This window comes from Mycobacterium sp. (assembly GCF_032162105.1).
In the GTDB taxonomy this organism is placed as follows: domain Bacteria; phylum Actinomycetota; class Actinomycetes; order Mycobacteriales; family Mycobacteriaceae; genus Mycobacterium.
On record NZ_JAVRPS010000671.1, the window covers coordinates 1 to 25,016 of the forward strand.

Genomic DNA, 25,016 nt, shown 5'->3' on the forward strand with positions numbered 1-25,016 from the left:
CAGGAAGATCGTGACAGTCGAACCGCAGCTGGCTCTGTCCGACGGGAACTGGGAGATCGAATTCTTCAACAGCGACCGGTACAACGCGGCGCGCAAGCACCGGGGAAAACCGGAGTGAGCGAATTCGTCGGCATCCACACCCATGCGGAACAGCCGGGAATCGCAACGCTGCTGCTGTCGCGACCGCCGACCAACACGCTGACCCGGCAGGTATACCGCGAGCTCGCCGCCGCTGCCGCTGAGCTGGGCGCGCGTGACGACGTCACCGCAGTCATCGTGTTCGGCGGCCACGAGATCTTCTCGGCAGGCGACGACCTGCCCGAGCTGAGCACGCTGAACCCGGATGAGATGGCGACCGCGGCGGACGCCTGCCGGACGGCCATCGACGCGGTGGCGGCCATCCCGAAACCCACGGTCGCCGCGATCACCGGCTACGCGCTTGGCAGTGGCCTGACGCTGGCGCTGGCCGCGGACTGGCGGGTCAGCGGCGACAACGCGAAGTTCGGTGCGACGGAGATCCTGGACGGGCTGGCGCCCGCGGGGGCGGCGCGGCTGGCCAGGGCGGTCGGCGAGAGCAAGGCCAAGGATCTGGTGTTCAGCGGGCGGTTCGCCGGCGCGAAGGAAGCACTTGCGATCGGCCTCGTCGACGAGTTGGTGGCCCCCGACCACGTGTACGACGGCGCGGTGGCCTGGGCGGGCCGCTTCGCGGACTCCTCACCTGCGGTACTGGCTGCCGCAAAGGCCGCCTTCGATGAGGCCCGTTAGGCTGCCCTTCATGACGAGTACCGACCCGGCGCCGGCCCCGAACCCGCACGCCACGGCCGAACAGGTCGAAGCCGCCCGCCACGACACCAAGCTCGCGCAGGTGCTGTATCACGACTGGGAGGCCGAGTCCTACGACGACAAGTGGTCGATCTCCTACGACCAGAGGTGCATCGACTACGCCAGGGGCCGGTTCGACGCGATCGTGCCCGACGAGGTGCAGCGCGAGGTGCCCTACGATCGCGCGCTCGAGTTGGGCTGCGGCACCGGATTCTTCCTGCTCAACCTGATTCAGGCCGGCGTCGCGCGCCGCGGTTCGGTGACCGACCTGTCGCCAGGCATGGTCAGGGTGGCCACCCGCAACGGGCAGTCGCTTGGGTTGGACGTCGACGGCCGGGTCGCCGACGCCGAGGGCATCCCGTACGACGACGACACCTTCGACCTGGTGGTCGGGCACGCCGTTCTGCACCACATCCCGGATGTCGAGTTGTCGTTGCGCGAGGTGGTCAGGGTGCTCAAGCCGGGCGGCCGGTTCGTGTTCGCCGGTGAGCCCACCAAGGTCGGCAACGTCTACGCCCGCACCTTGGCCGATCTGACCTGGAAGACGACGGTCCGGGCGATGAAGCTGCCCGGGCTGTCCAGCTGGCGCCGACCGCAAGAGGAACTCGACGAGAACTCCCGCGCGGCCGCGTTGGAGTGGATCGTGGACCTGCACACCTTCGATCCGGCCGACCTGGAGCGCATGGCCGCCAATGCGGGCGCGGTCGAGGTCGCCACCGCCAGCGAGGAGTTCACCGCCGCGATGCTGGGCTGGCCGGTGCGCACCTTCGAGTCGACGGTGCCCGCGGGCAAGCTCGGCTGGAACTGGGCCAGGTTCGCATTCGGAAGCTGGCTCACGCTGAGCTGGGTCGACGCCAACCTGTGGCGGCACGTGGTGCCGAAGGGCTGGTTCTACAACGTCATGGTCACCGGGGTCAAGCCGTCGTAGCGTTCACGCTCGACGACGTCGCCTATCTGGACGGCGACGATGGCACACGGGCGCTGGCCGAGGTCGCAGGATACGGGCTGACCGACGCCACGCGAATATCCGACATCGCCTCTGCGCGTGCACGTTTCGGCGACCGGGCGACGGTGCTGATCGAGACGGTGCTGCTGCGGCGCCGGGCGGCGGCCAAGTTCACCGACCCGTCGGCGTGGTTGTTCACCGACGAGGCGTTGCAGCAGTCCACCGCGGAACCCGTTGCGGCACATCGTGCCCAACGGCTGGCCGGGGCAACGGTGCACGACGTGACGTGTTCGGTGGGCGCCGAGCTGGCGGCGCTTCGTGGGCGGGCGTCCTATGTCGTCGGCAGCGATCTCGACCCGGTCCGGCTGGCGATGGCCCGTCACAACCTGGATCAGGGCCGCAATGACGTGTCGCTGTGCCGCGCCGATGCCCTGCGACCCGTCACCCGCGACACCGTGGTGGTGGCTGATCCGGCCAGGCGCAGCGGTGGCAGGCGCCGGTTCGATCCGCGGGATTACACGCCCGCGCTTGATCAGCTACTCGACGCGTACGCCGACCGCGACTTCGCCGTGAAGTGCGCTCCTGGAATCGATTTCGATCAAATACGGCGCCTCGGATTCACCGGTGAGATCGAGGTGACGTCCCTGGCCGGCGGCGTCCGCGAAGCGTGCCTGTGGTCGGCGGGACTGGCCGAACCCGGCGTCACCCGGCGCGCGACAATTCTGGACCGCGCCGAGCAGATCACCGACCGCGAGCCCGGCGAGTGCGTGACGGCGCCCGCAGGTCGCTGGATCGTCGACCCCGACGGGCCCGTCGTCCGCGCCGGCCTGGTGCGGCAGTACGGTGCGCGCCACGGCCTCTGGCAACTCGACCCCGACATCGCCTACCTGTCCGGCGACGACCTGCCCGACGGGGTGCGTGGTTTCGAGGTGCTCGACCAACTCGACTACGGCGAACGCCGCCTGCGGCAGGCGCTTTCAGGCCACGACGTGAGAGCCGTCGAGATTCTGGTCCGCGGTGTCGACGTCGACCCCGACGCATTGCGGCTGCGACTGAAGTTGCGTGGTGCCCGACAGCTCGCGGTGGTGATCACCAGAATCGGGACGGGCCGCAGCAGCCGTGCGGTGGCCTACGTTTGCCGACCTTCGCGATGATGTCGCAGGTATTGTGGCGTCGGCGGCGCCGGTGCCGCTCTTCGGCGAAGGGTATTCATCAGATGCGCATTCCCACACTCGCCTTGGCCGTCGCGGGGGCTGCCGCGCTCGGCTGGTCGAGCGTCGCCATCGCGTCCGCGGCTCCGCCGAAGTGCTCCGACGTCTCCGGTGTGTTGGACGGCGCGCAGACGTGCCAGATCCAGGCCACCGATCCGGCCTACACGCTCAATATCAGCTACCCGGTCAATTACCCGGATTACCAAGCGGTGTTCGACTACGTCAAGCAGACGCGCGACGGCTTCCTCAACGTCGCGAAGATGCCTGGCCCGCACGACATGCCGTACGAACTCGACACGACCTCGACGGAGTACAGCTCGGACGTCCCGCCGCGCGGCACCCAGACGTTGGTGTTCAAGACCTTCCAGGATGTCGGTGGCGTGCACCCGCAGACCTTCTACAAGACGTTCAACTGGGACCAAGGCATGCGCAAGCCGATCCAGATCGACACCGGTGGTTCCGACAAGATCCAGCCGCTGTTCCAGCCGGGGGCCAACCCGTGGCCGGTGATCCTGCCGATCGTGCAGAGCGAACTGGAGAAGCAGTCCGGTCAACCGGTAGCGATCCCGCCCGCGGTCGGCCTCGACCCTGCGACGTACGAGAACTTCGCCATCACCAACGACGCGCTCGTCTTCTTCTTCAGCCAGGGCGAGCTCCTGCCGGAAGCGGCAGGGGCGCTGCAGGTCGCGGTTCCGCGTGGGACCGTCGACGCGATGATCGCCTGACGACTCAGCTCGGCGCGAACGCGTACACCTGACCGTCGCTGGTGGCGGTCACCACCCGACGGTCGTGGCCGATCGAAACGCCCACCGGGAACCCGGTCGCGTCGGGCAGCGGATAGGTGTTCACCGTGTGGCCGTCGGCCGGGTCGAACACCGTCAACGCCATGCCCTTCTCGCCGTCGCGCGTCACGGTGTAGGCGACGTCGGCGCCGGCGCGGCTCGACGTCGACAGGGGCGCGACGTCGTCGCGGTTCCACACCACGTCGCCGTGGTCGCCGCCGTCCTTGACGGCCACCAGCTTCGCGTCCGGACCGCCGCCTGCCACGATGAGGCCGTCCGGGGACACCGACGGTGGTGTCTGCGGCTGGTAGTCGAGGGGGACCGACCACTTGGCCTTGCCGTCTGCGGTGGCCAGGGCCCACAGCCGTCCGTCGCGGCCGTTGAGGTAGACGGTGTTGCCGTCGGCCGACAGGACCGGGCTGGCCAGTGCCCCGCCGCCGACTGCGGTGCTGCTCCACTCGCGCACCAGCGGCGGCGTCTGACCCGGTCGGTAGCGCAGCCCGACGACCACGGGCGCCTCGGCGTTCGGCTCCCACAGCCCGACGACGACGATGTTCGTCGCGGGCGAGAACGCAGGAGCCGCCGACACCGGGCACCGGGGCCTGGCGGGCTGGCAGTCGGACAGGCCGCGCTGCGCGTCGGTGGGGTCGAGGCCCTCGACGAGATCGAGGGACGTGCCGACCACCGTGCCGCGGTGTGCGTCGAACACCAGCACCTGGCCCAGGTGCGTGATCACCAGCAGCTGGCCGGGCGCCAGGATGCGCGGCGTCAACGGCACGCCGATCACCGGCACGCGCCACCGGATCCACTGCGTCGGCGGGAAGGACAGCATGGCGCCGGGCTGCCCGACGTAGAGGTTGTCGAAGCCGTCGAACAACGGGCCGGACAGGCCGCCGCCCTGCCACAGCCTGCCGCACCAGCGCTGGCGGCCCTCGTGATCGGACTCCCACACCATCAGCGAGCATCCCGCGGCGGTCTGGGCGTTGGCGGCCAGGTAGCCACCCGACCCGAGGGCGACCTGGGCACCGAGATCACCCTTCACCGATCGGCGCCAGTCCAGCGCGAGACCGTCGGCCCCCGGCGTCGGCGTGTAGCTGCTGTTGCCCGCGTCGCCGTACTGCGCAGGCCAGCCGTCGGCGGGGTGTGCGTCAACCCAGGAGTCGGTGGTTCCGCAGGCGCCTGAGCCCAGCGCCATCAAAACCACGGCCGCCACGGCGATCAACCGGCGGACGGTCATTCCTCGAGCAGGCATCGAGTCCCGACACTAGCCCGGCCGTCTACCGGAGGGCAGGAGCGCAGCGACCCGGGAATGTCGTTGCGGCTCGCGTAGGCTGTCCGGCCATGACCACGATGTGGGGCGCGCCGATTCACGTTCGTTGGCGGGGATCACGGCTGCGCGACCCGCGCCAGGCCAAGTTCCTCACTCGCGCCTCGCTGCGATGGGTGATCGCCAACAAGGCGTATTCGCCGTGGTACCTGGTCCGCTACTGGCGGCTGCTGAAGTTCAAGCTGGCCAATCCGCACATCATCACGCGCGGCATGGTGTTTCTGGGTAAGGGCGTCGAGATCCAGGCGACGCCCGAGCTGTCCACGATGGAGATCGGCCGCTGGGTCCACATCGGCGACAAGAACACCATCCGCTGCCACGAGGGTTCGCTGCGCTTCGGGGACAAGGTGGTGCTCGGCCGGGACAACGTCATCAACACCTACCTCGACATCGAGCTGGGGGATTCGGTGCTGATGGCGGACTGGGTCTACCTTTGCGACTTCGACCACAAGATGGACAACATCGAGCTGCCGATCAAGGACCAGGGCATCGCCAAGAGCCCGGTGCGGATCGGGCCCGACACCTGGATCGCCACCAAGGTCACCATCCTGCGCGGGACGACGGTCGGGCGCGGCTGCGTGCTCGGCTCGCACGCCGTGGTGAGGGGCGACATCCCGGATTACTCGATCGCCGTCGGGGCACCGGCCAAGGTGGTCAAGAACCGCAAGCTGGCGTGGGAGACGTCGGAGGCGCAGCGCGCCGAACTGGCCGCCGCACTCGCCGACATCGAACGCAAGAAGGCGTCGCGCTAACTCGATCCTCGTCGAACTACCGGTCGGGTAGCGCGTGCTCCACGATCATGCGCCGTCGGTGGGGTTCCCGCTCGCGACGCTTCGCGGCCAGGTAGACCTGCGCGGCCTCGGAGGCGACGGTGTGCCAGTCGAAGTCGGAGGTGAGCCGCTCACGGGCCGCGATGGCACGCCGCTGGGCGGCCGCGGGATCGTCGAGTACGACGCGCACCGCGGCAGTCAGCGCAGCCACGTCTCGGGGCGGGAACGAGACGCCGGTCTCGCCGTCGATGACGGCCTCACCCAGCCCGCCGACGTTGGACGTGACGAGTGGCGCACCAGTCGCCGCGGCCTCCAGCGCCACGATGCCGAACGGCTCGTAGTGGCTGGGCAGCACCGCGGCGTCGGTGTTGTGCAGCAGCGTCACCAGTTCTTCGTGATCCACCCGGCCGACGAACTCGACGGCCTTGAGCACCTTGTACTTTCGGGCCTGCTCGACGAGCCAGCCCTGCTGGGTGCCGTCGCCGGCGATGGCCAGCGTGGTGCCGGGATGGCTGCGGCGGATGCGGGGCAGGGCGGCGATGACGTCGTGGATGCCCTTCTCGTACTCGAGCCGTCCCAGATAGAGCAGTCGGGCGGGGCCGCGACGGGGCCTGCGCTTCGCGTACGGCCACAGCGCAGCGTCGATGCCGTTGCGGATCACCCGCGTCTCGGTAAGGCCGGGCCCGAACAGTTCGGTGATCTCGTCGCTCATCGACGCCGAACACGTGATGAGCGAATCGGATTCGCGAACCAGCCAGCCCTCGATGGCGTGCACCTGCCTGCTGATCCGGCCGGACACCCACCCCGTGTGCCTGCCCGCCTCGGTGGCGTGGATCGTGGAAACCAGTGGCACGTCGAAGTGTTCGGCCAGCGCGATGGCCGGGTGGGCGACCAGCCAGTCGTGAGCGTGCACCACGTCGGGACGCCACGGCTTCGTCGAACGCCGTGCTCGGGTCTTCACCCCAAGGCCGGCACGAACCATCGAGTGCCCCATGGCCAGGGTCCACGCCATCATGTCGGTGCCGAAGTCGAACTCGTGCGGATCCTGGGCGGCGGCGATCACGCGCACGCCCTCGGCGTCGTCGTCGGTGGACGGGTGGGTGCTGGGATCGGTGCCCGACTGCCTGCGGCTGAGCACCACCACCTCGTGCCCGTCGGCGGCGAGCGCGGTGGCGAGTTGGTAGACGTGTCGGCCGAGCCCCCCGACCACCACCGGTGGGTACTCCCACGACACCATCAGGACCTTCATCGCGGGAGCCTTCGGGCATCGAGCGCACCGAACAGGCCATCGGCGCGATTCCAGCCTGCGGCCAGGCGCTCGGCCTGTTCGCGGCGGCCCGAGGCCAGCGTGCCCGCGATCTCGCGGGTGGCGTGGGCGTGCAGGTGGGCCCGGTAGCGGGCGTAGTCGGCGGCGGTGTCCTTGCTCACCATGAACGGCCAGTCGCTCGACACGGTCAGCAGGGCCTCGCGCAGGATCTGGTCGGCCACGGTGTCGCGGGGCGTCGGCGCACCGACCGACGCGTGCTGTGCCAGCGCCTTGTCGACGGTGCTCAGCGCGTTGTCGACCACTTCGGCGTTGAGGTGCACGAGGTCCGTCACCCGGCCCCCATTCCATACCTGCCAGTCCTTGCCCGAGCCCCAAGAGCTGGCAGGCAATTCAACGGACGAGCCCACGAAGCCGTCGGTGATGGCGTCGGAAAGGGTGCCGACCCGCACACCGGCGGCGGGCAGCGCCCGCAGCACCCGCTCCAGCCAGACCGGGCCCTCGTACCACCAGTGTCCGAACAGTTCGGTGTCGAACGCCGCGATGACGTGGGCGGGCCTGCCGATGCGGTCCGACTCCGAGAGCAGGCGCCTGCGCACCACCTCGACGAAGTCCGCGACGTGGGCGTCGACGGCACGGTCGGCGCGCTCGGGGTCATACGGCGCCTTGTCCTGCGACGGCACCGAGCGGCCCGTGACCCTGGCGGGCTTGAGGCCGGTGAGGTGGTCGTAGGTGTGGAAGTCGCGGTAGGCGGCGTGGCCCGGGTAGCCGGACTTGGGGGACCACACCCGGTAGCTCACCCGCAGGTCGCGTCCGAAGGCGATCACGTCGGAGCCCGCCACCGGCCGACCCAGTGCGGTGTCGCCGTGCAGCGACGGACCGTCGACCATGAAGTGCGTGACGCCCGCCGCGGCGTAGTCGGTCTCCATCCCCGGCGCATATGCGCACTCGGGCGCCCAGATGCCCGTGGGCGCGTGGGCGAAGCGCTGATGGGCGTCGGCGATGCCCTCGCGTAACGCGAACTCGCGCAACCGCGGGTTGAGCAGGGGTTGGAACGGATGTGCCAGCGGCCCACCGAGCAATTCGATGCTCTCGGCGTCGATCAGCTCGCGAAGCAGCGGACTGCCGCCGTGACGCCACGACACGGCAAAGTCATCGAGCGCTTGGCCGGCCTCGGCGTACTCGCGAATACCGAAGGCGCGCAACGCTTCCGGTGCGTTGTATGCGGTGCCGTCCCCGGCTACTCGGGTGGTGGCGGCCTCCCGGGCCCGCAGCTGCCAGTTCGCCAGCCAGTGCTGCATGCCCGTCAGGCAGTACGGATCGTCGAGTTGCGCAGTGACCACCGGCGTCATGCCGAGGGTGACGAGATGGCTGCGGTCCTCGGCCGCCAGCGTGCGCAGCACCCGCAGCAGGGGTAGGTAGGCGGCCGCCCACGACTGGTAGAGCCATTCCTCGCCAACCGGCCAGCGGCCGTGGTGGGCCAGCCACGGCAGGTGGGTGTGCAGGACGAGGGTGAAGAGCCCAGGTACGGGGTCCGGCGGGCTGGACTCGTCGGTCACGGCCGCACCGCGATCGCCACCAGGTCGAGGCTGTCGTCAATGTCGTGATCCCGAGCGTCCAGGAGGTCGAAGTCGTCCGTGCCGATCGAGGCGACGTCGGCCAGCAGCTCGGTGGGCCACGGTGCGTCGGCCAGCGCACGGTCGATCTGCGCGTCGATGATCGACCCGCCGTGGCGGGCGTCGAGTTCGGCAAGCCGCGGGCCGTGAAAAACGCCGAGCATGGCCTCCACCTTGAAGCAGTTGGCGGTGAGCAGTTCGCTGAGCTCGGCGGCGTTGAGTTCGCGGGTGTGGAACGGGTTGATCGGGGTGTCGCGGCCGGGGGAGAACGTGATGCGGTTGGGCGTGGACATCAGCAACACTCCCGATGGGCGCAGCACCCGGTGGCACTCCGCGACGAACTGCCCCTGATCCCACAGGTGTTCGATCACCTGGAAGTTGACCACCACGTCGAACTCACCGTCGTGCAGTGGCAGCGCGGCGAGGTTCCCCTGCCGCATGTCCACCCGCGGGTAGCGGGCCCGGACGTGGGCTACCGCAGATTCGTCGTAGTCCAGTCCGACGACGCGGCGCGCGACGCCGGCGATCAGGTCGGCGCCGTAGCCCTCACCGGAGCCCGCCTCGAGTACGTCGCGACCTGCACACCGGTCGGCCAACCGCTGGTAGACCACCTCGTGGCGGCGGAACCAGTAGTTCTCCTCCGCCAGGCCAGGGACCGTGCGTTCCCCGGTCAGGGGCATGGCCCCGTCGGCCGAGGGCTCGAGGGGAGAAAATGCGCTCATTGCAAGGCAGGCTAACCCGTCACCGATCGTTCGCGAATAGTTCGTTGAACTAAGGGGAGGCTGGAAGGCGAACTTCGACCAGCTATGGTGTTCCTGCGAACCGCCTGAAGTTACCGACGAGTAACATGATGGTAGTGGCATCAATCGTGGTAGTGCAGGCCGCCCGCGGCCTCATCGAGGAGGACGAACCAGACTCATGACGAACATCGTGGTCCTGATCAAGCAGGTCCCTGACACCTGGTCGGAGCGCAAGCTGACCGACGGCGACTACACCCTCGACCGCGAGGCTGCCGACGCCGTGCTCGACGAGATCAACGAGCGTGCCGTCGAGGAAGCCCTGCTGATCAAGGAAAAGGAAGGCGGCGAGAGCACCGTCACCGTCCTGACCGCAGGCCCCGCGCGCGCAACCGAGGCGATCCGCAAGGCCCTGTCGATGGGCGCCGACAAGGCGGTGCACCTGCTCGACGACGGCCTGCACGGCTCCGACGTGATCCAGACCGGCTGGGCCCTGGCCCGCGCGCTGGGCACCATCGAGGGCACCGAGTTGGTCATCGCGGGCAACGAGGCCACCGACGGCGTCGGTGGTGCGGTACCCGCGGTCATCGCCGAGTACCTCGGCCTGCCGCAGCTGACCCACCTGCGCAAGGTGACGGTCGAGGACGGCAAGGTCACCGGTGAGCGCGAGACCGACGATGGCGTGTTCACCCTCGAGGCCAGCCTGCCCGCCGTGGTCTCCGTCAACGAGAAGATCAACGAGCCGCGCTTCCCGTCCTTCAAGGGCATCATGGCCGCGAAGAAGAAGGAAGTGACGACGCTGACGCTGGCCGAGATCGGTGTCGAGGCCGACGAGGTCGGCGTCGCGAACGCCGGCTCGAAGGTGCTGTCCGCGACACCGAAGCCGCCCAAGACCGCGGGCGAGAAGGTCGCCGACGAGGGCGAGGGCGGCACCAAGATCGCCGAGTACCTCGTCGCTCAAAAGATCATCTAGTCCCCATACCCCCGAACACTTCTCACGAGATCAAGAGGCTGACGAATCCATGGCTGAAGTACTGGTGCTCACCGAGCACGCTGATGGGGCGCTGAAGAAGGTCAGCGCCGAACTGATCACCGCCGCCCGTGTGCTGGGCGAGCCGTCCGCCGTCGTGGTCGGCGCCCCGGGCACCGCCGCGCCGCTGATCGACGGACTCAAGGAGGCCGGCGCCGCGAAGATCTACGTCGCCGAGTCGGACGACGCCGTGGCCTACCTGGTCACCCCGGTCGTCGACGTGCTGGCGTCGCTGGTCGAGACCGCCTCCCCGGCGGCCGTCGTACTGGCCGCCAACGCCGACGGCAAGGAGATCGCAGGCCGGCTGGCCGCCCGCCTGGGCTCCGGTCTGCTGGTCGACGCCGTCGAGGTCAAAGAGGGCGCAGTGGGCGTCCACTCCATCTTCGGTGGCGCGTTCACCGTCGACGCCCAAGCCACCGGTGACACCCCGGTGATCACCGTGCGCCCGGGTGCCGTCGAGGCCGAACCCGCCGCCGGTGCCGGAGAAGTGGTCAACGTCGAGGTGCCCGCCGTCGCCGAGAACGCGACGAAGATCACGGCCCGCGAGCCCGCGGAGGCCGGTGACCGTCCGGAGCTGACCGAGGCCTCGGTCGTCGTGTCGGGCGGCCGTGGCGTCGGCAGTGCCGAGAACTTCGCGGTGGTCGAGGCGCTGGCGGACTCGCTGGGTGCGGCCGTCGGCGCGTCGCGTGCCGCAGTGGACTCGGGCTACTACCCGGGCCAGTTCCAGGTCGGCCAGACCGGCAAGACCGTGTCGCCGCAGCTGTACATCGCGCTCGGAATCTCCGGCGCCATCCAGCACCGGGCAGGCATGCAGACGTCGAAGACCATCATCGCGGTGAACAAGGACGAGGAGGCGCCGATCTTCGAGATCGCCGACCTCGGCATCATCGGCGACCTGTTCAAGGTTGCGCCGCAGCTCACCGAGAAGGTCAAGGCCCGCAAGGGGTAGTCGCTCTCGGACTGCTCACGCCACCGGAACTGTCCACGTAGGGTTGCCGCGTGGACCTGCTTCTCGGAATCGACATGGGCACCGGGAGCACAAAGGGCGTCCTAGTGGACACCGCAGGTGTGGTCCTTGCGTCGGCGACGCTTTCGCACGCGATCGACCTGCCCCGCCCCGGCTGGGCCGAGGTCGACGCCGAGTCGATGTGGTGGCGCGAGGTGTGCGACATCAGCACCCGGCTGACCGGCGAGATGCCGTCCGGCTCGAAGCTCGCCGCCGTGTGCGTGAGCGGTGTCGGCCCCTGCCTGGTGCTCTGCGACGATGCACTGACGCCGTTGCGGCCGGCGATCCTGTACGGCATCGATACCCGGGCAAGCGCCGAGATCGAGTTGCTGACTGAGGAATTCGGCGCGGACGCGATCCTGGATCGGGCTGGCACCCTGCTGTCCAGCCAGGCCGTCGGGCCCAAGCTGGAGTGGGTCCGGCGCCACGAGCCCTCGGTCTTCGACCGTGCGACGGGCTGGTACGGGTCGAACTCCTACATCGCGGCCAAGCTGACCGGCGAATACGTGCTCGACCACCACACCGCGAGCCAGTGTGATCCGCTGTACGTCACCCGCGAGTTCGACTGGAACATCGAATGGGCCAAGCGGATATGCGGCCATCTGCCGTTGCCCCGGCTGGTCTGGCCCAGCGACGTCGTCGGCACGGTTCGTGCCGAAGCCGCTGCCGCGACCGGCATCCCGAAGGGCACGCCGCTGGTGGCGGGCACGGTCGACGCGTACGCGGAGGCGTTCTCGGTGGGTGTGCGCAATCCCGGCGATCAGATGCTGATGTACGGCTCGACCATGTTCCTCATTCAGGTCATCGACGGCTACCACAGCGACCCCGCACTGTGGACGACGGCGGGCGTGGAACGCGGGTTGCTGGCGTTGGCGGCGGGCACCTCGACGGCCGGCAGCATGATCAGTTGGCTGCAAACCATCACCGGCGGTGCGGATTTCGACACCCTGATGGCCGAGGCGGCGGCGGTGCCACCGGGCAGTGAAGGGCTGATCGCCTTGCCTTATCTGGCAGGGGAGCGCACTCCGGTCTTCGATCCGCAGGCCAGGGGGTTGTTCGCCGGGCTCACCCTGCGGCACGGCCGTGGCCACCTGTTCCGCGCGGCCTACGAGGGCATCGGTTTCGGCATCAGGCAGATCCTGGAGATGTTCGACGACGCGCACACCGGCCTGCGGACCGTCGCGGTGGGCGGCGGACTGCAGAGCCCGGTTTGGGCGCAGGCCGTCAGTGACATCACGGGCCGTCCGCAACTGGTTCCCGAGCAGGCCATCGGCGCCAGTTACGGCGACGCCCTGATGGCGGCGATCGGGGTGGGACTGGTTGCGCCGGAGACTGATTGGGCCAGGATCGCCCGTGAGATCACGCCCAACCCGGCCAACCGCGCGCTATACGACGAGCTCTACGGCGTGTGGCGGGGACTGTATCCGGCGACCAGGGAACTGGTGCACGGCCTCGGTGTGATCGGCGGGCGGGACGCGCAGACCGCCGAGTAGCCGTCACCCACGTTCGTCGATGGCCCCGCTGGCCAGGATGTCGGTGGCGGTCATGGGGTCGGTGACGAGGTGGGTGAAGTAACCGCCGCGGGCTCCGGCGACGATCGAATCGACCTTCTCCTTGCCGACGGCGACGGCGATGGTCACCGGGATGTGGCGCAGCACATCGAGTTCGACGGCGATCAGGCGCTCCCCGCCCTCGAAGTCGACCGGCGCGCCGTCGCGGTCGTAGAACCGGGAGCACACATCGCCGACCGCCGCGCGAAGCGAGGACGATCCCGTCGGCACGAACCGCGGGATGTCCGACCGCATCAGCGGCGGGGCGCCGACGCCCATCAGCGCGCACCGGGCACGCGGCCACAGGTGCAACACCCGTTGGATGCTCGGATCGTTGAGCAGGGACTGGTACAGCTCTTCGCCGGGCAGCGCGGGGGCGAACAGATAGTTCGCCCGACCGCCTACCCGATTGGCTACGAGCCGGGTGATCTCGTTGGTCTGGTACCAATCCTCGGGCTGGTCGTTGCCGCCGACCGTCGGGGCGACCACGACCCCGGGTAGCGGGGACAGCTCGAACTGCGCGACCTCGTACACCGTGCGTCCCGACGACACCAGCAACACGTCGCCGGGCAACAGACCCGCTTCGCCCAGGGCGCGGCCGACCGCGGGCGCCAGCACGCGGCCCATCACGTCGACGACGCTGCGGCCCGCGCCGGGAGCGGGCAGCGGGGGACTGAGGTACACCGACGTCAGATTGAGCGCGCGGGCCAGCCGATCTGCGAGGTCGCCCGGTTGCGCCTCCTCGGGCGGCACCACCTCGATGCGCACGATGCCCTGCCGTTTCGCCTCGGACAGCAACCGGCTCACGGTGGCGCGGCTGGTGCCGAGCTGCTCGGCCACCTCGGCTTGGGTCGCCTCGTCCTCGTAATACAGCCGCGCCGCGGTGTACAGCAACGATGCCGGGAAGTGGCTGCCCTCGCCATCTGGTGAAGCACTGGCCGGAGCACCGTCACCGAGCTGGTTCAGCGGGGTGTTCTGGGCCGGCCGGGGCATAGAAGCAGTATGTCATCGAAAAAAAGGCTCAGCACATCTGTTCTGGAAAGAAGTTTCCTGAACAATCGTTCTGGACAAATGTGCAGAGAGTCGATAGTGTGACCGCAGCCACACGCGAAGGAGCCGTTGATGACCGATCAGATCCCGGAGAAGATGCAGGCGGTCGTCTGTCACGGACCGCACGACTACCGGCTCGAAGAGGTCGCGGTTCCGCAGCGTAAGGCGGGCGAGGCGCTGATCCGGGTGGAGGCCGTCGGCATCTGCGCCAGCGACCTGAAGTGCTATCACGGAGCCGCCAAGTTCTGGGGCGACGAGAACCGCCCCGCATGGGCCGAGACGATGGTCATCCCCGGCCACGAATTCGCAGGGCGCGTGGTCGAACTCGACGACGAAGCGGCCAACAGGTGGGGCATCGCCGTGGGTGACCGCGTAGTGTCCGAGCAGATCGTGCCGTGCTGGACGTGCCGCTTCTGCAAGCGCGGGCAGTACCACATGTGTCAGCCGCACGATCTCTACGGATTCAAGCGCCGGACGCCCGGTGCCATGGCGAGCTACATGGTCTATCCGGTGGAAGCCTTGGTGCACAAGGTGTCCGGTGACATCCCACCCGCGCATGCCGCGTTCGCCGAGCCGCTGTCCTGCTCGCTGCACGCCGTCGAGCGGGCCCAGATCACCTTCGAGGACACCGTCGTCGTGGCCGGCTGCGGCCCGATCGGACTCGGCATGGTCGCAGGTGCGCGGGCGAAGAATCCGATGCACGTCATCGCCCTCGACATGGCGCCGGAGAAGCTCGAGCTGGCCAAGGCCTGCGGCGCCGACATCACCATCAACATCGCCGAGCAGGACGCGGTCGAGATCATCAAGGGCCTGACCGACGGATACGGCGCCGACGTGTATCTCGAAGGCACCGGACATCCGTCCGCCGTGCCGCAGGGCCTCAACGCGCTGCGCAAGCTCGGTCGCTACGTCGAGTACGGCGTCTTCGGCAGCGACGTCACGGTCGACTGGAGCATCATCAGCGACGACAAGGAACTCGACGTCCTCGGCGCCCACCTCGGCCCGTACTGCTGGCCAGCCGCGATCAAGATGATCGAGTCCGGTGTGCTGCCGATGGACCGGATCTGCACCCACCAACTGCCGCTCAGCGACTTCCAGAAGGGCTTGGACCTCGTCGCCAGTGGCAAGGAGTCGGTGAAGGTCTCCCTGATCCCCGCCTGACCCACCCGACCTAAGGACCACATCAAGATGAGTCGAGAGCCATTCACCGGGGCGCAGATGTCGCGGCGGAAGATGTTGGCGGCGTTGGGCATTGCCGGTGCGGCCGCCGCGACCCTGCCGATCCTGAGTGCCTGCGGCGTCGGCGGCAAGGCCAGCGCACCGAACGGCGCAGGAGAGGTGAGCGGCGGGTTCGACTGGAAGAAGGCGTCCGGGTCCACGATCAACATCCTGCAGACCCCGCACCCGTACCAGCTGTCGTATCAGCCGCTGCTGGCCGAGTTCACCGACCTCACCGGGATCACCGTCAACGTCGACCTGGTGCCCGAGGCGGACTACTTCACCAAGCTCAACACCGAATTGGCAGGCGGCTCCGGTAAGCACGACGCGTTCATGCTCGGCGCCTACTTCATCTGGCAGTACGGGCCGCCAGGCTGGATCGAGGATCTCAACCCGTGGCTGCACAACAGCTCGGCCACCAACGCCGACTACGACTTCGATGACATCTTCGAGGGTCTTCGTACCTCCACCCGTTGGGATTTCACGCTCGGTCAGCCGCTGGGGACCGGCGGGCAGTGGGCGATCCCGTGGGGTTTCGAGAACAACGTCGTCGCCTACAACAAGAGGATCTTCGACGAGAAGGGCATCACCAAGCTGCCCGACAGACTCGACGACTTCATCCAGCTGGCGGTCGATCTGACCGACCGCTCGCAGAATCGCTACGGCATCTCCACCCGCGGATCGAAGTCCTGGGCCACCATCCATCCGGGTTTCATGACGCAGTACACCCGCGAGGGCGCGGTCGACTACAAGTTCAACGGCTCGGAGCTGATCGCCGAGATGGACAGCGACAAGGCGATCGAGTTCACCAAGAAGTGGATCGAGATGCAGCACGCGGCCGGCCCCACCTCGTGGACCACCTACGACTATCCCAACGCCACCGGTGATCTCGGTGACGGCAAGGCGATGATGGTCTTCGACGCCGACAGCGCGACCTACCCGAAGAACAAGCCGGGCGCGAGCAAGGAGGCGGGCAACCTGGCCTGGTATCCGGGGCCGGCCGGACCGGACGGCGACTACAAGACCAACCTGTGGACGTGGAGCTGGGCGATGAGCGCGAACTCCCGCAACAAGTTGCCTGCATGGTTGTTCATCCAATGGGCCACGGGCAAGGACTCGATGAACAAGGCCGTGGAGGGCGGCACCTACGCCGATCCGGTACGGAAGTCGGTGTTCGACACCACCTTCAAGCGGGTCGCCGCCGATCAGTTCGGTTACCTCGAAACCTTCGAGACCGTCATCGGGTCCTCGAAGATCCAGTTCACCCCGCAGAAGAAGTTCTTCGACACCACGCAGAACTGGGCCGTCGCGCTGCAGGACATCTACGGCGGGGACGACGCCGCGTCGCGCCTGCGGAGCCTGGCGAAGACCAACACCTCCAAGGTCAACCTCTAGGAGCTCTGGCATACATGACAACGCAGACCCCCAAGGCGCCGGCGACGTCGCCGGATCGACCGGCCAAGACGCCGAGCCGCGTTCTGCCCGAGGTAGCGGTCTGGCGTCGCAAGATGCGGCCGTACCTGCTGTCGATCCCCGCGCTGGTGATCGTCATCGGGATCCTGTACCCGTTCGTGGTCGGCGCCTACTATGCGTTCCTCAACTACGCAGCGGTCAACCCGAATCCGCACTTCGTCTGGTTCGAGAACTTCAAATCCGTTCTCGGCGACCAGGTGTTCTGGCAGAGCGTCAAGGTCACCGCCATCTTCGCGGTCCTGGCCACCGCCGTGGAGACCGCGCTGGGAGTCGGGCTGGCCCTGCTGTTGAACCGCTCCAGCATCATCGGCAAGATCTTCGAGAAGGTGCTGATCCTGCCGCTGATGATCGCACCGGTGATCGCCGGCGTGATCTGGAAGCTGATGTTCAACCCGCAGTTCGGCATCCTCAATCACGTTCTCGGACTGGGCAACACCTTCGACTGGCTGTCCAGCAGCCACGCGCTGTGGTCGGTGATTCTCGTCGATCTCTGGATCTTCACCCCGTTCGTCGCGATCCTCGTGCTCGCGGGAATGCGTTCGCTGCCCAAGGAACCGTTCGAGGCGTCAGAAGTCGATGGTGCCGGTTGGTTTTATATGTTCCGCAAGCTGATGCTGCCCATGCTGTGGCCCTACATCCTGGTCGCGGTGATCTTCCGCTTCATGGACAACCTGAAGGTCTTCGACCACATCTACGTTCTCACCGCAGGCGGGCCGGGTGTGGCCACCAGGACGCTGCAGATCGGTGCGTTCGAGGACTCGATCATCAACCTCGACTACTCCCGCGGCAGCACCTACATGTTGCTGCTCTGGATCATCGTGTTCATCACCGCGCGCTACCTGGTCAGCGTGCTCGGCAAGGCGCAGCGTCGAGCTGCCGGAGCGGAGTCGTAAGCCATGAACCTCACTAAATTCAGGCCGAGCCGAAGTGAACTCCTGCCAGGCCAGAAGCGGCTCGGTGTCGGACCCGTGGTCGCCGACATCGGCCTGGTCGGGTGGTTCGTCTTCTCGCTGTTCCCGATCGTGTGGATGGTCATCCTTGCACTCAAGAACGCCCAGGAGCAGACCACCACGTACTTCCAGTTCAGCCCGACGTGGTCGAACTTCGCAACGGTGGTGTCCGACAAGGGCACTCAGATGACCAGCGTCGACTTCAAGACCTCGCTGCTGACCAGCCTGATCAACTGCGGCGGTGCGGTGATCGTCTCGCTGGTGATCGGCATCCCCGCCGCCTACGCCGCGGGCCGCTGGAAGTACAAGGGCAGCAATGACCTGATGTTCCAGATGCTGTCCTTCCGGTTCGCTCCCGAGCTGATGGTGATCGTCCCGCTGTTCGTGATCTACAACCAGATCGGGCTGTTCGACACCAAGGTCGGGATGATCTGGGTACTGCAGTTGGTCACCATGCCGCTGGTCGTGTGGATCCTGCGTTCGTACTTCGAGGACCTGCCCGAGGACCTCGAACAGGCCGCGTTGCTGGACGGCTACACCCGCAGAAGGGCCTTCGTGATGGTCGCGCTGCCGATCGTGCGGCCCGGCATCGCGGCGGCGGCCCTGCTGGCGTTCATCTTCGCGTGGAACAACTACGTGTTCCCGCTGATCCTCGCCGACAGCAATGCAGGCACCGTGACCGTCGCGATCACCAAGTTCCTCGGCGGCGGCGGTCAGGCGTACTACAACCTCACGGCGGCGGCGGCCATCATCGCAGCCCTACCACCTCTGATACTCGCGCTCACCATTCAGCGGTATCTGGTCCGTGGCCTGTCCTTCGGGGCGGTGAAAGCCTGATGGCCACCGTATCGCTCAAGGGCCTGTCCAAGTCCTTCGGGAAGACCAGAGCGGTGAACGACCTCTCGGTCGACATCGCCGACGGTGAGTTCTTCGTCATCCTCGGCCCAAGCGGTGCAGGCAAGACGACGACGCTGAAATCGATTGCCGGCCTGGTCGACATCGATGCCGGGACGGTCACCGTCGGCAGCAACGACGTCACCAGGGTCGAGCCGTACCACCGCAACGTCGCGATGGCCTTCGAGAGCTACGCGCTCTACCCACAGAAGACCGTCAGCGAGAATCTGGCCTCGCCGCTGAAGTCGGGTCGCACCGGCAAGTACACCGACGCGCAACGCACCGAGCGGATCGACCAGGTGACCACCACGCTCGGAATCAACCCTCTGCTCAAGCGGTTTCCGCGGGAACTGTCCAACGGGCAACGGCAGCGAGTTGCCCTTGGCCGCGTCCTGGTGCGGCCTGCCGACATCTACCTGCTCGACGAACCGCTGAGTCACCTCGACGCGAAGCTGCGGGCGGCGATGCGCGCGGAGCTGAAGCAACTCGGGGCGATGTCGAAGACCACCACGGTCTACGTCACCCACGACTATCAGGAGGCACTGGCACTCGGGGACCGCATCGCCGTCATGCGGGAGGGCTCGCTGGTGCAGATCGGCACGCCCGAGGACATCTGGCGACGGCCCGCGGACACGTTCGTCGCGCGTGCCCTCGGACAGCCCGAGATCAACATCCTCGACGGCGTCGTCGACGAGGGCCGTATCCGCCTCGGGGACGGATCCCTTGACGTACCCGTCCCTGCTAACACCCGTTGCGATCGGGGCGACCGCGTGCGAGTCGGGCTGCGGCCCTGCGACATCCACGTCGGAACCGGGGCCGGCTCGGCGCACATGGCTGGCACCGTGATGCTCGCGGAGCGCCTCGGTCGCAGCGTCGAGTTGACCGTGAAGGCCGGTGGTGAACAAGTGATCGTGCTGGCATCCGGCCGAGAGGGCGTCGACGAAGGCGCCAACGTCACGATGAGCGTCGCCGACAACGACATTCACGTCTTCGCCACAGGCGAGGGCGACACGGTCCGGCTCGGCGCGACCGACAAGACGACCCTGGAGGCGGCACAGTGAGCGTGACGGCGGATGCTCCACAGAAGCCCGCATCGGCGGCGGCGACCGCACAGAGCCTGGTGCTGACCGACCTGGTGAAGACCTACGCCACCCGCGGGCGCGAGAGCGTCACCGCGGTCAAGGGCATCGACCTGGCGATCGAACCCGGCGAGCTCGTCGCGCTGCTCGGCCCGTCCGGCTGCGGCAAGACCACCACGTTGCGCATGATCGCCGGTTTGGAGACGGTAACGAGCGGTTCCATCCGCATCGGTGACCGCGAGGTCTCGCAGTTGCCGGCGTCCAAGCGGGGCATCGGCGTCGGCTTCGAGAGCTATGCGTTGTATCCGCCGATGTCGGTCCGCGAGAACTTGCTATACGGCCTCAAGGCACGCAAGGTCAAGGGCGCCGAGCAGATGGTCACGTCGATCAGCACTCGGCTGGATATGGACGACCTGATGGCGTTGCGGCCCGCCGGCCTGTCCAGCGGGCAAAAGCAGCGCGTCGCACTGGCACGGGCGCTGGTCAGAAACCCACCCGTGCTGCTGCTCGACGAGCCATTGAGTCATCTCGACGCGTCCGCGCGCCAACGAGTCCGCCGGGAATTGAAGGTGCTGCAGCGCGAATTCGGCTACACCACCATCGTCGTCACCCACGATCAGGTCGAGGCGTTGTCGCTCGCCGATCGGCTCGCGGTGATGGACGCCGGGGTGGTGCAACAGTTCGGCACGCCCGACGAGGTGTTCGACGACCCGGCGAGCCTATTCGTCGCGCAGTTCGTCGGCGAGCCGCAGATCAACGTGCTGCGCGGCGTCGTCCGGGCCGAGAACGGACGGCTGCGCGTCGAGATCGGCTCAGCCGCAGACGCTCTCGAGACCGCGGCGACCGGGATCGCCGACGGCACCAGGGTCTCGGTCGGGATCAGGCCGCAGGACTGCGCGCTGTCCACCGGGAACGGACCAGGGATCCGCACCACGGTCGCCTACTTCGAGCACCTGCTCGAGTTCGGGCTGGCCACCAGCACCGTCGTCGGCGTCGAGGAGGGCATCGTCGTCCAGACACCGGCCCAGGAGAGCTACCAGCCCGAACAGAAGGTCGTGGTCAGCGCGCCGCCCGAGCGGGTATACCTGTTCGACGTGGACACAGGAGAGCGGCTGCGATGACCAAGCTGTACAACGATCCCGCCCGGTTCACCGAGGACATGTTGGCCGGGTTCCTCGATGCCAACGCGTCCTACGCCGTCGGGGTGCCCGGCGGCGTGGTCCGGGCGCGCGAGACCGCGCCAGGCAAGGTGGCCGTTGTGATCGGTGGCGGGTCCGGGCACTATCCGGCGTTCTGCGGGACCGTCGGATCCGGCTTCGCCGATGGCGCGGTGGTGGGCAACATCTTCACCTCACCGTCGGCCGAGGACGCCGCGTCGGTGGCCCGCGCCGCGCATGGCGACGCCGGCGTGCTGCTCACCACCGGAAACTATGCCGGCGACGTGATGAACTTCTCGCTGGCCGTCACCCAGTTGCGCAGCGAGGGCATCGACGCGCACTACTTCGCCGTCACCGATGACATCGCCAGCGCGCCCAAGGGCGAGGAGGCCAAACGGCGCGGCATCGCAGGCGATTTCACGGTGTTCAAGTGCGCCTCCGCCGCCGCGGAGGACGGACTCGACCTGGCGGGCGTCATCCGCGTCGCGGAAGCCGCCAATGCCGCCACCCGGACGTTGGGCGTCGCCTTCGACGGCTGCACCCTGCCCGGCGCGGAGGATCCGTTGTTCACGGTGCCCGACAAGCAGATGGGTGTCGGCCTCGGCATCCACGGCGAGCCGGGGGTGGCCGACGAGCCGATGCCGTCGGCCGCCGATCTGGCGGTGACGCTGGTCGACGGTGTACTCGGCGACAAGCCGGCCACCGGCTCGCAACGAATCGCCGTGATTCTCAACGGACTTGGCCGCACCAAGTACGAGGAGCTGTTCGTGGTGTGGGGCACGATGGCGCGGCTGCTCCGCGAACGCGACTACGAGATCGTCGAACCCGAGGTCGGTGAACTGGTCACCAGCCTGGACATGGCCGGCTGCTCGCTGACCGTGATGTGGCTCGACGACGAACTCGAGAAGTACTGGACCGCACCGGCCGACACCCCGGCGTACCGCAAGGGCGTCGCGGCCAAGCCTGATTCGGGTGAGCGTCGCACCGACGCGGTGGCCGACACGGCCGTCGCGACACCGCACCTGGCCGAACTCGCCGACGACGACGGCCGCTCCGGGGGAGTGCTCGTCGCCAGGGCGCTGGACGCGATGGCCGCGATGCTGGCCGACGCCGAGGACGAACTGGGCCGCCTCGATGCCGTCGCCGGCGACGGCGACCACGGCCGCGGCATGGTCAAGGGGTCCTCGGCGGCCCGCGACGCCGCCGCACGGGCGGTGCAGGACGGCGCAGGCCAGGGTTCGGTACTGACCGCCGCAGGCAAGGAATGGGCGGCGAAGGCCGGCGGCACCTCCGGTGTGCTGTGGGGTGCGATGCTCAGCGCGCTGGGGGCCCGGCTCGGCGACACCGGTCGGCCGGACTCGGCCGCGGTCGGCGCCGGGATGCGCGATGGGTACGACGCGCTGGTCCGGCTCGGGGGCGCGGCGCCAGGGGACAAGACCATGCTCGACGCGCTGCTGCCGTTCGTCGACGAGTTGCAACGCCGGGTCGGCGCCGGCGAACCGTGGCAGGACGCATGGCGGGCCGCCGCCGACGTCGCCACCGACGCTGCCCGCGCCACCACGGACCTGCGACCCAAGGTCGGTCGTGCCCGCCCGCTGGCCGAACGCAGCGTCGGCACCCCCGACCCAGGCGCTACGTCGCTGGCGATGTGCGCGCACACCGTTGCGGAGTGCTTCGTCCTGACTTCGAAGGGAGACGCCTCGTGACCGGGCTACGCATCGTCGTCGGCGCCGATGACGCCGGCTACGAGTACAAGGAGGCACTCAAGGGTGACCTGTTGGCCGACGCACGCGTGGCCGACGTCATCGACGTCGGTGTCGGCTCCGACGAGCACACCGCGTATCCGCACGTCGCCGTTGCGGCCGCCCGCCTGGTGGCCGACGGCAAGGCCGATCGGGCGCTGCTGGTCTGCGGCACCGGGCTGGGCGTGGCGATCAGCGCCAACAAGGTTCCGGGAATCCGCGCCGTCACCGCACACGACGGCTTCTCGGTGGAGCGGTCGGTGCTCTCGAACAACGCCCAGGTGCTGTGCTTCGGGCAGCGGGTCATCGGCCTGGAACTGGCCAGGCGGCTGGCCCGCGAGTGGCTGACCTACGAATTCGACCCCAAGAGCCCGTCGGCGGGCAAGGTCGAGGCGATCGACGAGTACGAGCCGCAGCCCACGGATCCTGCGATTTCGGCGCGCTGACCGTCGCTGAGCGGGCTGTTCGGGCGAAACCGCGCCGAAATCGCATTTGACGGCGCGACTCGAGGGCAACTCGTCACCCAGCGTGCACGAACACGACACGCCCTGATTGCCGTCGCGCCCGACGACTCGGCGAACGTGCAGCGCATGAGCACTGCATCCGTACTCATAGCCGCTGATGAAACCGACGGCGCCGCCCCCGACGCGAGTGGGCCGCGCTACACCCTGCTGCTGTCCACCGACCCCGACCTCATCGACGCCGCGCAGCGACTGCGTCACCAGGTGTTCACCTCCGAACCCGGCTTCGAGCTCAAGGACGACGGCCACTCCGGTGGTCGAGATGCCGACCGCTTCGACGAGTTCTGCGATCACCTGCTGGTCCGCGAGGACACCTCGGGTGAACTCGTCGGCTGTTACCGGATGCTCCCGCCACCAGGGGCCATCGCCGCGGGGGGCCTGTACACCGCGACGGAGTTCGACGTCCGCGCGCTCGACCCGCTTCGGCCCTCGCTGGTCGAGATGGGCCGCGCGGTGGTCCGCGACGACCACCGCAACGGTGGCGTCGTGCTGCTGATGTGGGCCGGAATCCTGGCCTACCTGGATCGCTGCGGATACGACTACGTCACCGGCTGCGTTTCGGTACCGGTCCAGGGCGGCCCCGACGAGACCCCTGGCACCCAGATCCGCGGCGTTCGCGACTTCGTCCGGCGCAGGCATGCCTCCGAGTTCGTCGTCCACCCCTACCGCCCGGTGGTGGTGGACGGCAGAGGACTCGAGGACATCGAACCGCCGGCCCGCCTTGCAGTGCCTGCGCTCATGCGCGGCTACCTGCGCCTTGGCGCCCGAGTCTGTGGCGATCCGGCCCACGACCCCGACTTCGGAGTTGGCGACTTCCCGGCGCTGCTGGACAAGCGCCAGGCCGACGTGCGCTACCTCAAGCGGCTCAGATCGGTATCCCAGGCCGGCGAGGTCGTGGGGACCATGGCGTCCGACCTGGGCGACGGGGCGCCACGATGAGCAGTCACGCGCTGACCGAGAGCCCCTGGTTGCCCAGGGCGTCCTGCGACTCGTCCTGCATCTGCACCGACGCCTCACACGCCTCGGCTCCCACCGTCGTCGCGCTGCGCACCTCGTTGCGCATCGCGTGCGCGATGATGTTGTTCCCGCTGCTGCCGCTGCTCGCGGTGCCACTGCCCGGCAAATCCAGGATCCAGCGGCTCTACTGCCGGTTGATGCTGCGGTGCATCGGTGTGCGAATCACGGTGTCCGGCGGCCCGATTCGCAACCTGAGCGGCGTGCTGGTGGTCAGCGGCCACGTGTCCTGGGTGGACATCTTCACCATCGGCTCGGTGATGCCCGGCTCGTTCGTCGCGCGCGCCGACCTGGTGGACTGGCCCGCCCTTGGCTTCCTGGCCCGGCTGCTGAAGGTCATCCCGATCGAACGGGCCAATCTGCGCAGGCTGCCCGACGTGGTGCGCACCGTCGCCGACAGGCTGCGGGCCGGGCAGACCGTCGTCGCCTTCCCGGAGGGCACCACGTGGTGCGGACTGGGCTACGGCGCGTTCCGGCCTGCCATGTTCCAGGCCGCCGTCGACGCGGGTCGACCGGTGCAGCCGCTCCGGCTGACCTACCACCACCGCGACGGTGCGCCGTCGACCGTTCCGGCGTTCATCGGCGACGACTCGCTGGTCGAGTCCGTGCGGCGGGTGATCACCGCCAGGCTCACGGTGTGCCACGTGCAGGTCCAGTCACTGCAATTGCCCGGTGACAACCGGCGGGATCTGGCCATGCGGTGCCAGTCCGCGGTGCGCGGGACGTCCGCCCAAACGGTGCACACCGCCGGAGGGCACGCGCTCGTCGCCTGAGGGGCACGGCCGTTTCGACTGCGCTCACGGTCGTGACTCGGCCGGATTCACGACCCACGAAGACTTCGTTCAAGCCGTGAAACA

The 25,016-nt window shown here is 68.2% G+C and carries 23 protein-coding genes and 1 pseudogene; 19 read left to right on the forward strand and 5 right to left on the reverse strand.

What is annotated here, in order from left to right:
* From QOC69_RS33695 to QOC69_RS33715, 5 genes and pseudogenes are all read left to right on the forward strand, one after another.
* Nucleotides 1-118, forward strand: a pseudogene (locus tag QOC69_RS33695) (hypothetical protein); the annotation flags it as partial.
* Nucleotides 115-765 (forward strand): enoyl-CoA hydratase, encoded by a 651-nt coding sequence (locus QOC69_RS33700; RefSeq protein WP_526446819.1) that lies wholly within the window; start codon nt 115-117, stop codon nt 763-765. The pseudogene QOC69_RS33695 and the gene QOC69_RS33700, both read left to right, overlap by 4 nt.
* 10 nt (nt 766-775) lie before the next feature.
* Entirely contained in the window at nt 776-1,750 is a 975-nt protein-coding gene (locus tag QOC69_RS33705; RefSeq protein WP_526446820.1) for a class I SAM-dependent methyltransferase, read from the forward strand.
* Nucleotides 1,708-2,922 (forward strand): THUMP-like domain-containing protein, encoded by a 1,215-nt coding sequence (locus QOC69_RS33710; RefSeq protein WP_526446841.1) that lies wholly within the window; start codon nt 1,708-1,710, stop codon nt 2,920-2,922. Before QOC69_RS33705 ends, QOC69_RS33710 begins: the two co-directional genes overlap by 43 nt.
* Nucleotides 2,923-2,984: 62 nt before the next feature.
* Entirely contained in the window at nt 2,985-3,704 is a 720-nt protein-coding gene (locus QOC69_RS33715; RefSeq protein ID WP_526446821.1) for an esterase, read from the forward strand.
* A gap of 4 nt (nt 3,705-3,708) precedes the next feature.
* Here QOC69_RS33715 and QOC69_RS33720 read toward each other — a convergent pair whose 3' ends face one another.
* Nucleotides 3,709-5,013: a BamB-related PQQ repeat family beta-propellar protein gene (locus QOC69_RS33720; RefSeq protein ID WP_526446822.1), complete on the reverse strand. Its 1,305-nt coding sequence runs from the start codon at nt 5,011-5,013 to the stop codon at nt 3,709-3,711.
* An 89-nt stretch (nt 5,014-5,102) separates the two neighbouring features.
* On the opposite strand from QOC69_RS33720, the gene QOC69_RS33725 reads away from it, so the two are divergent.
* Nucleotides 5,103-5,840, forward strand: a complete 738-nt coding sequence (locus QOC69_RS33725) for an acyltransferase (protein ID WP_526446823.1) — start codon at nt 5,103-5,105, stop codon at nt 5,838-5,840.
* Between the two features lie 16 nt (nt 5,841-5,856).
* Here QOC69_RS33725 and QOC69_RS33730 read toward each other — a convergent pair whose 3' ends face one another.
* The 3 genes from QOC69_RS33730 to QOC69_RS33740 are packed head-to-tail and all read right to left on the reverse strand — an operon-like array spanning nt 5,857 to nt 9,460.
* On the reverse strand, nt 5,857-7,107 hold the full coding sequence (locus QOC69_RS33730) for a glycosyltransferase family 4 protein (RefSeq protein ID WP_526446824.1): 1,251 nt from the start codon (nt 7,105-7,107) through the stop codon (nt 5,857-5,859).
* Entirely contained in the window at nt 7,104-8,681 is a 1,578-nt protein-coding gene (locus QOC69_RS33735) for a 1,4-alpha-glucan branching protein domain-containing protein (RefSeq protein WP_526446825.1), read from the reverse strand. The genes QOC69_RS33730 and QOC69_RS33735 overlap by 4 nt, the downstream gene beginning before the upstream one ends.
* Complete coding sequence (locus QOC69_RS33740) at nt 8,678-9,460, reverse strand: class I SAM-dependent methyltransferase (RefSeq protein ID WP_526446826.1); 783 nt, start codon at nt 9,458-9,460, stop codon at nt 8,678-8,680. The genes QOC69_RS33735 and QOC69_RS33740 overlap by 4 nt, the downstream gene beginning before the upstream one ends.
* A 196-nt stretch (nt 9,461-9,656) precedes the next feature.
* Here QOC69_RS33740 and QOC69_RS33745 point away from each other — a divergent pair, with 196 nt between their 5' ends.
* Genes QOC69_RS33745 through QOC69_RS33755 form a run of 3 tightly spaced genes read left to right on the forward strand, consistent with a single transcriptional unit; the run spans nt 9,657 to nt 13,004 of the window.
* Nucleotides 9,657-10,448: an electron transfer flavoprotein subunit beta/FixA family protein gene (locus QOC69_RS33745; RefSeq protein WP_526446827.1), complete on the forward strand. Its 792-nt coding sequence runs from the start codon at nt 9,657-9,659 to the stop codon at nt 10,446-10,448.
* A 49-nt stretch (nt 10,449-10,497) separates the two neighbouring features.
* Entirely contained in the window at nt 10,498-11,454 is a 957-nt protein-coding gene (locus QOC69_RS33750; protein WP_526446828.1) for an electron transfer flavoprotein subunit alpha/FixB family protein, read from the forward strand.
* Between the two features lie 50 nt (nt 11,455-11,504).
* On the forward strand, nt 11,505-13,004 hold the full coding sequence (locus tag QOC69_RS33755) for an FGGY-family carbohydrate kinase (RefSeq protein ID WP_526446829.1): 1,500 nt from the start codon (nt 11,505-11,507) through the stop codon (nt 13,002-13,004).
* A gap of 3 nt (nt 13,005-13,007) precedes the next feature.
* Here the strand turns inward: QOC69_RS33755 and QOC69_RS33760 are convergent, their stop codons facing one another.
* On the reverse strand, nt 13,008-14,054 hold the full coding sequence (locus QOC69_RS33760) for a sugar-binding transcriptional regulator (RefSeq protein WP_526446830.1): 1,047 nt from the start codon (nt 14,052-14,054) through the stop codon (nt 13,008-13,010).
* A 129-nt stretch (nt 14,055-14,183) separates the two neighbouring features.
* Here QOC69_RS33760 and eltD point away from each other — a divergent pair, with 129 nt between their 5' ends.
* From eltD to QOC69_RS33810, 10 genes are all read left to right on the forward strand, one after another.
* On the forward strand, nt 14,184-15,272 hold the full coding sequence (gene eltD, locus QOC69_RS33765) for an erythritol/L-threitol dehyrogenase (protein ID WP_526446831.1): 1,089 nt from the start codon (nt 14,184-14,186) through the stop codon (nt 15,270-15,272).
* 27 nt (nt 15,273-15,299) lie between these two features.
* Entirely contained in the window at nt 15,300-16,724 is a 1,425-nt protein-coding gene (locus QOC69_RS33770; RefSeq protein WP_526446832.1) for an extracellular solute-binding protein, read from the forward strand.
* Between the two features lie 14 nt (nt 16,725-16,738).
* Complete coding sequence (locus QOC69_RS33775; RefSeq protein WP_526446833.1) at nt 16,739-17,695, forward strand: carbohydrate ABC transporter permease; 957 nt, start codon at nt 16,739-16,741, stop codon at nt 17,693-17,695.
* A 3-nt stretch (nt 17,696-17,698) separates the two neighbouring features.
* Nucleotides 17,699-18,589 (forward strand): carbohydrate ABC transporter permease, encoded by an 891-nt coding sequence (locus tag QOC69_RS33780; protein WP_526446834.1) that lies wholly within the window; start codon nt 17,699-17,701, stop codon nt 18,587-18,589.
* The gene (locus QOC69_RS33785; protein WP_526446835.1) at nt 18,589-19,707 is read left to right on the forward strand and encodes an ABC transporter ATP-binding protein; all 1,119 of its coding nucleotides are present in this window, start codon (nt 18,589-18,591) and stop codon (nt 19,705-19,707) included. The genes QOC69_RS33780 and QOC69_RS33785 overlap by 1 nt, the downstream gene beginning before the upstream one ends.
* The gene (locus tag QOC69_RS33790; RefSeq protein WP_526446836.1) at nt 19,704-20,846 is read left to right on the forward strand and encodes an ABC transporter ATP-binding protein; all 1,143 of its coding nucleotides are present in this window, start codon (nt 19,704-19,706) and stop codon (nt 20,844-20,846) included. Before QOC69_RS33785 ends, QOC69_RS33790 begins: the two co-directional genes overlap by 4 nt.
* Nucleotides 20,843-22,588, forward strand: a complete 1,746-nt coding sequence (derK, locus tag QOC69_RS33795) for a D-erythrulose 4-kinase (RefSeq protein WP_526446837.1) — start codon at nt 20,843-20,845, stop codon at nt 22,586-22,588. The genes QOC69_RS33790 and derK overlap by 4 nt, the downstream gene beginning before the upstream one ends.
* Complete coding sequence (locus tag QOC69_RS33800) at nt 22,585-23,070, forward strand: ribose-5-phosphate isomerase (protein ID WP_526446838.1); 486 nt, start codon at nt 22,585-22,587, stop codon at nt 23,068-23,070. The genes derK and QOC69_RS33800 overlap by 4 nt, the downstream gene beginning before the upstream one ends.
* Nucleotides 23,071-23,214: 144 nt before the next feature.
* Nucleotides 23,215-24,084 (forward strand): GNAT family N-acyltransferase, encoded by an 870-nt coding sequence (locus QOC69_RS33805; RefSeq protein ID WP_526446839.1) that lies wholly within the window; start codon nt 23,215-23,217, stop codon nt 24,082-24,084.
* A complete protein-coding gene (locus tag QOC69_RS33810) occupies nt 24,081-24,932 on the forward strand; it encodes a lysophospholipid acyltransferase family protein (RefSeq protein WP_526446840.1) in 852 nt (283 codons plus the stop codon). The genes QOC69_RS33805 and QOC69_RS33810 overlap by 4 nt, the downstream gene beginning before the upstream one ends.
* The last annotated feature ends 84 nt before the right edge of the window (nt 24,933-25,016 follow it).

What these genes read in the sequence shown, in the direction of transcription:
- QOC69_RS33740 (WP_526446826.1), bottom strand. Translation starts at nt 9,460, where the DNA reads ATGAGCGCATTTTCTCCCCTCGAGCCCTCGGCCGACGGGGCCATGCCC.
- QOC69_RS33720 (WP_526446822.1), bottom strand. Translation starts at nt 5,013, where the DNA reads ATGCCTGCTCGAGGAATGACCGTCCGCCGGTTGATCGCCGTGGCGGCC.
- QOC69_RS33770 (WP_526446832.1), top strand. Translation starts at nt 15,300, where the DNA reads ATGAGTCGAGAGCCATTCACCGGGGCGCAGATGTCGCGGCGGAAGATG.
- QOC69_RS33715 (WP_526446821.1), top strand. Translation starts at nt 2,985, where the DNA reads ATGCGCATTCCCACACTCGCCTTGGCCGTCGCGGGGGCTGCCGCGCTC.
- QOC69_RS33750 (WP_526446828.1), top strand. Translation starts at nt 10,498, where the DNA reads ATGGCTGAAGTACTGGTGCTCACCGAGCACGCTGATGGGGCGCTGAAG.
- QOC69_RS33705 (WP_526446820.1), top strand. Translation starts at nt 776, where the DNA reads ATGACGAGTACCGACCCGGCGCCGGCCCCGAACCCGCACGCCACGGCC.
- QOC69_RS33745 (WP_526446827.1), top strand. Translation starts at nt 9,657, where the DNA reads ATGACGAACATCGTGGTCCTGATCAAGCAGGTCCCTGACACCTGGTCG.
- QOC69_RS33730 (WP_526446824.1), bottom strand. Translation starts at nt 7,107, where the DNA reads ATGAAGGTCCTGATGGTGTCGTGGGAGTACCCACCGGTGGTGGTCGGG.
- QOC69_RS33760 (WP_526446830.1), bottom strand. Translation starts at nt 14,054, where the DNA reads ATGCCCCGGCCGGCCCAGAACACCCCGCTGAACCAGCTCGGTGACGGT.
- QOC69_RS33785 (WP_526446835.1), top strand. Translation starts at nt 18,589, where the DNA reads ATGGCCACCGTATCGCTCAAGGGCCTGTCCAAGTCCTTCGGGAAGACC.
- QOC69_RS33780 (WP_526446834.1), top strand. Translation starts at nt 17,699, where the DNA reads ATGAACCTCACTAAATTCAGGCCGAGCCGAAGTGAACTCCTGCCAGGC.
- eltD (WP_526446831.1), top strand. Translation starts at nt 14,184, where the DNA reads ATGACCGATCAGATCCCGGAGAAGATGCAGGCGGTCGTCTGTCACGGA.
- QOC69_RS33725 (WP_526446823.1), top strand. Translation starts at nt 5,103, where the DNA reads ATGACCACGATGTGGGGCGCGCCGATTCACGTTCGTTGGCGGGGATCA.
- QOC69_RS33775 (WP_526446833.1), top strand. Translation starts at nt 16,739, where the DNA reads ATGACAACGCAGACCCCCAAGGCGCCGGCGACGTCGCCGGATCGACCG.
- QOC69_RS33805 (WP_526446839.1), top strand. Translation starts at nt 23,215, where the DNA reads ATGAGCACTGCATCCGTACTCATAGCCGCTGATGAAACCGACGGCGCC.
- derK (WP_526446837.1), top strand. Translation starts at nt 20,843, where the DNA reads ATGACCAAGCTGTACAACGATCCCGCCCGGTTCACCGAGGACATGTTG.
- QOC69_RS33810 (WP_526446840.1), top strand. Translation starts at nt 24,081, where the DNA reads ATGAGCAGTCACGCGCTGACCGAGAGCCCCTGGTTGCCCAGGGCGTCC.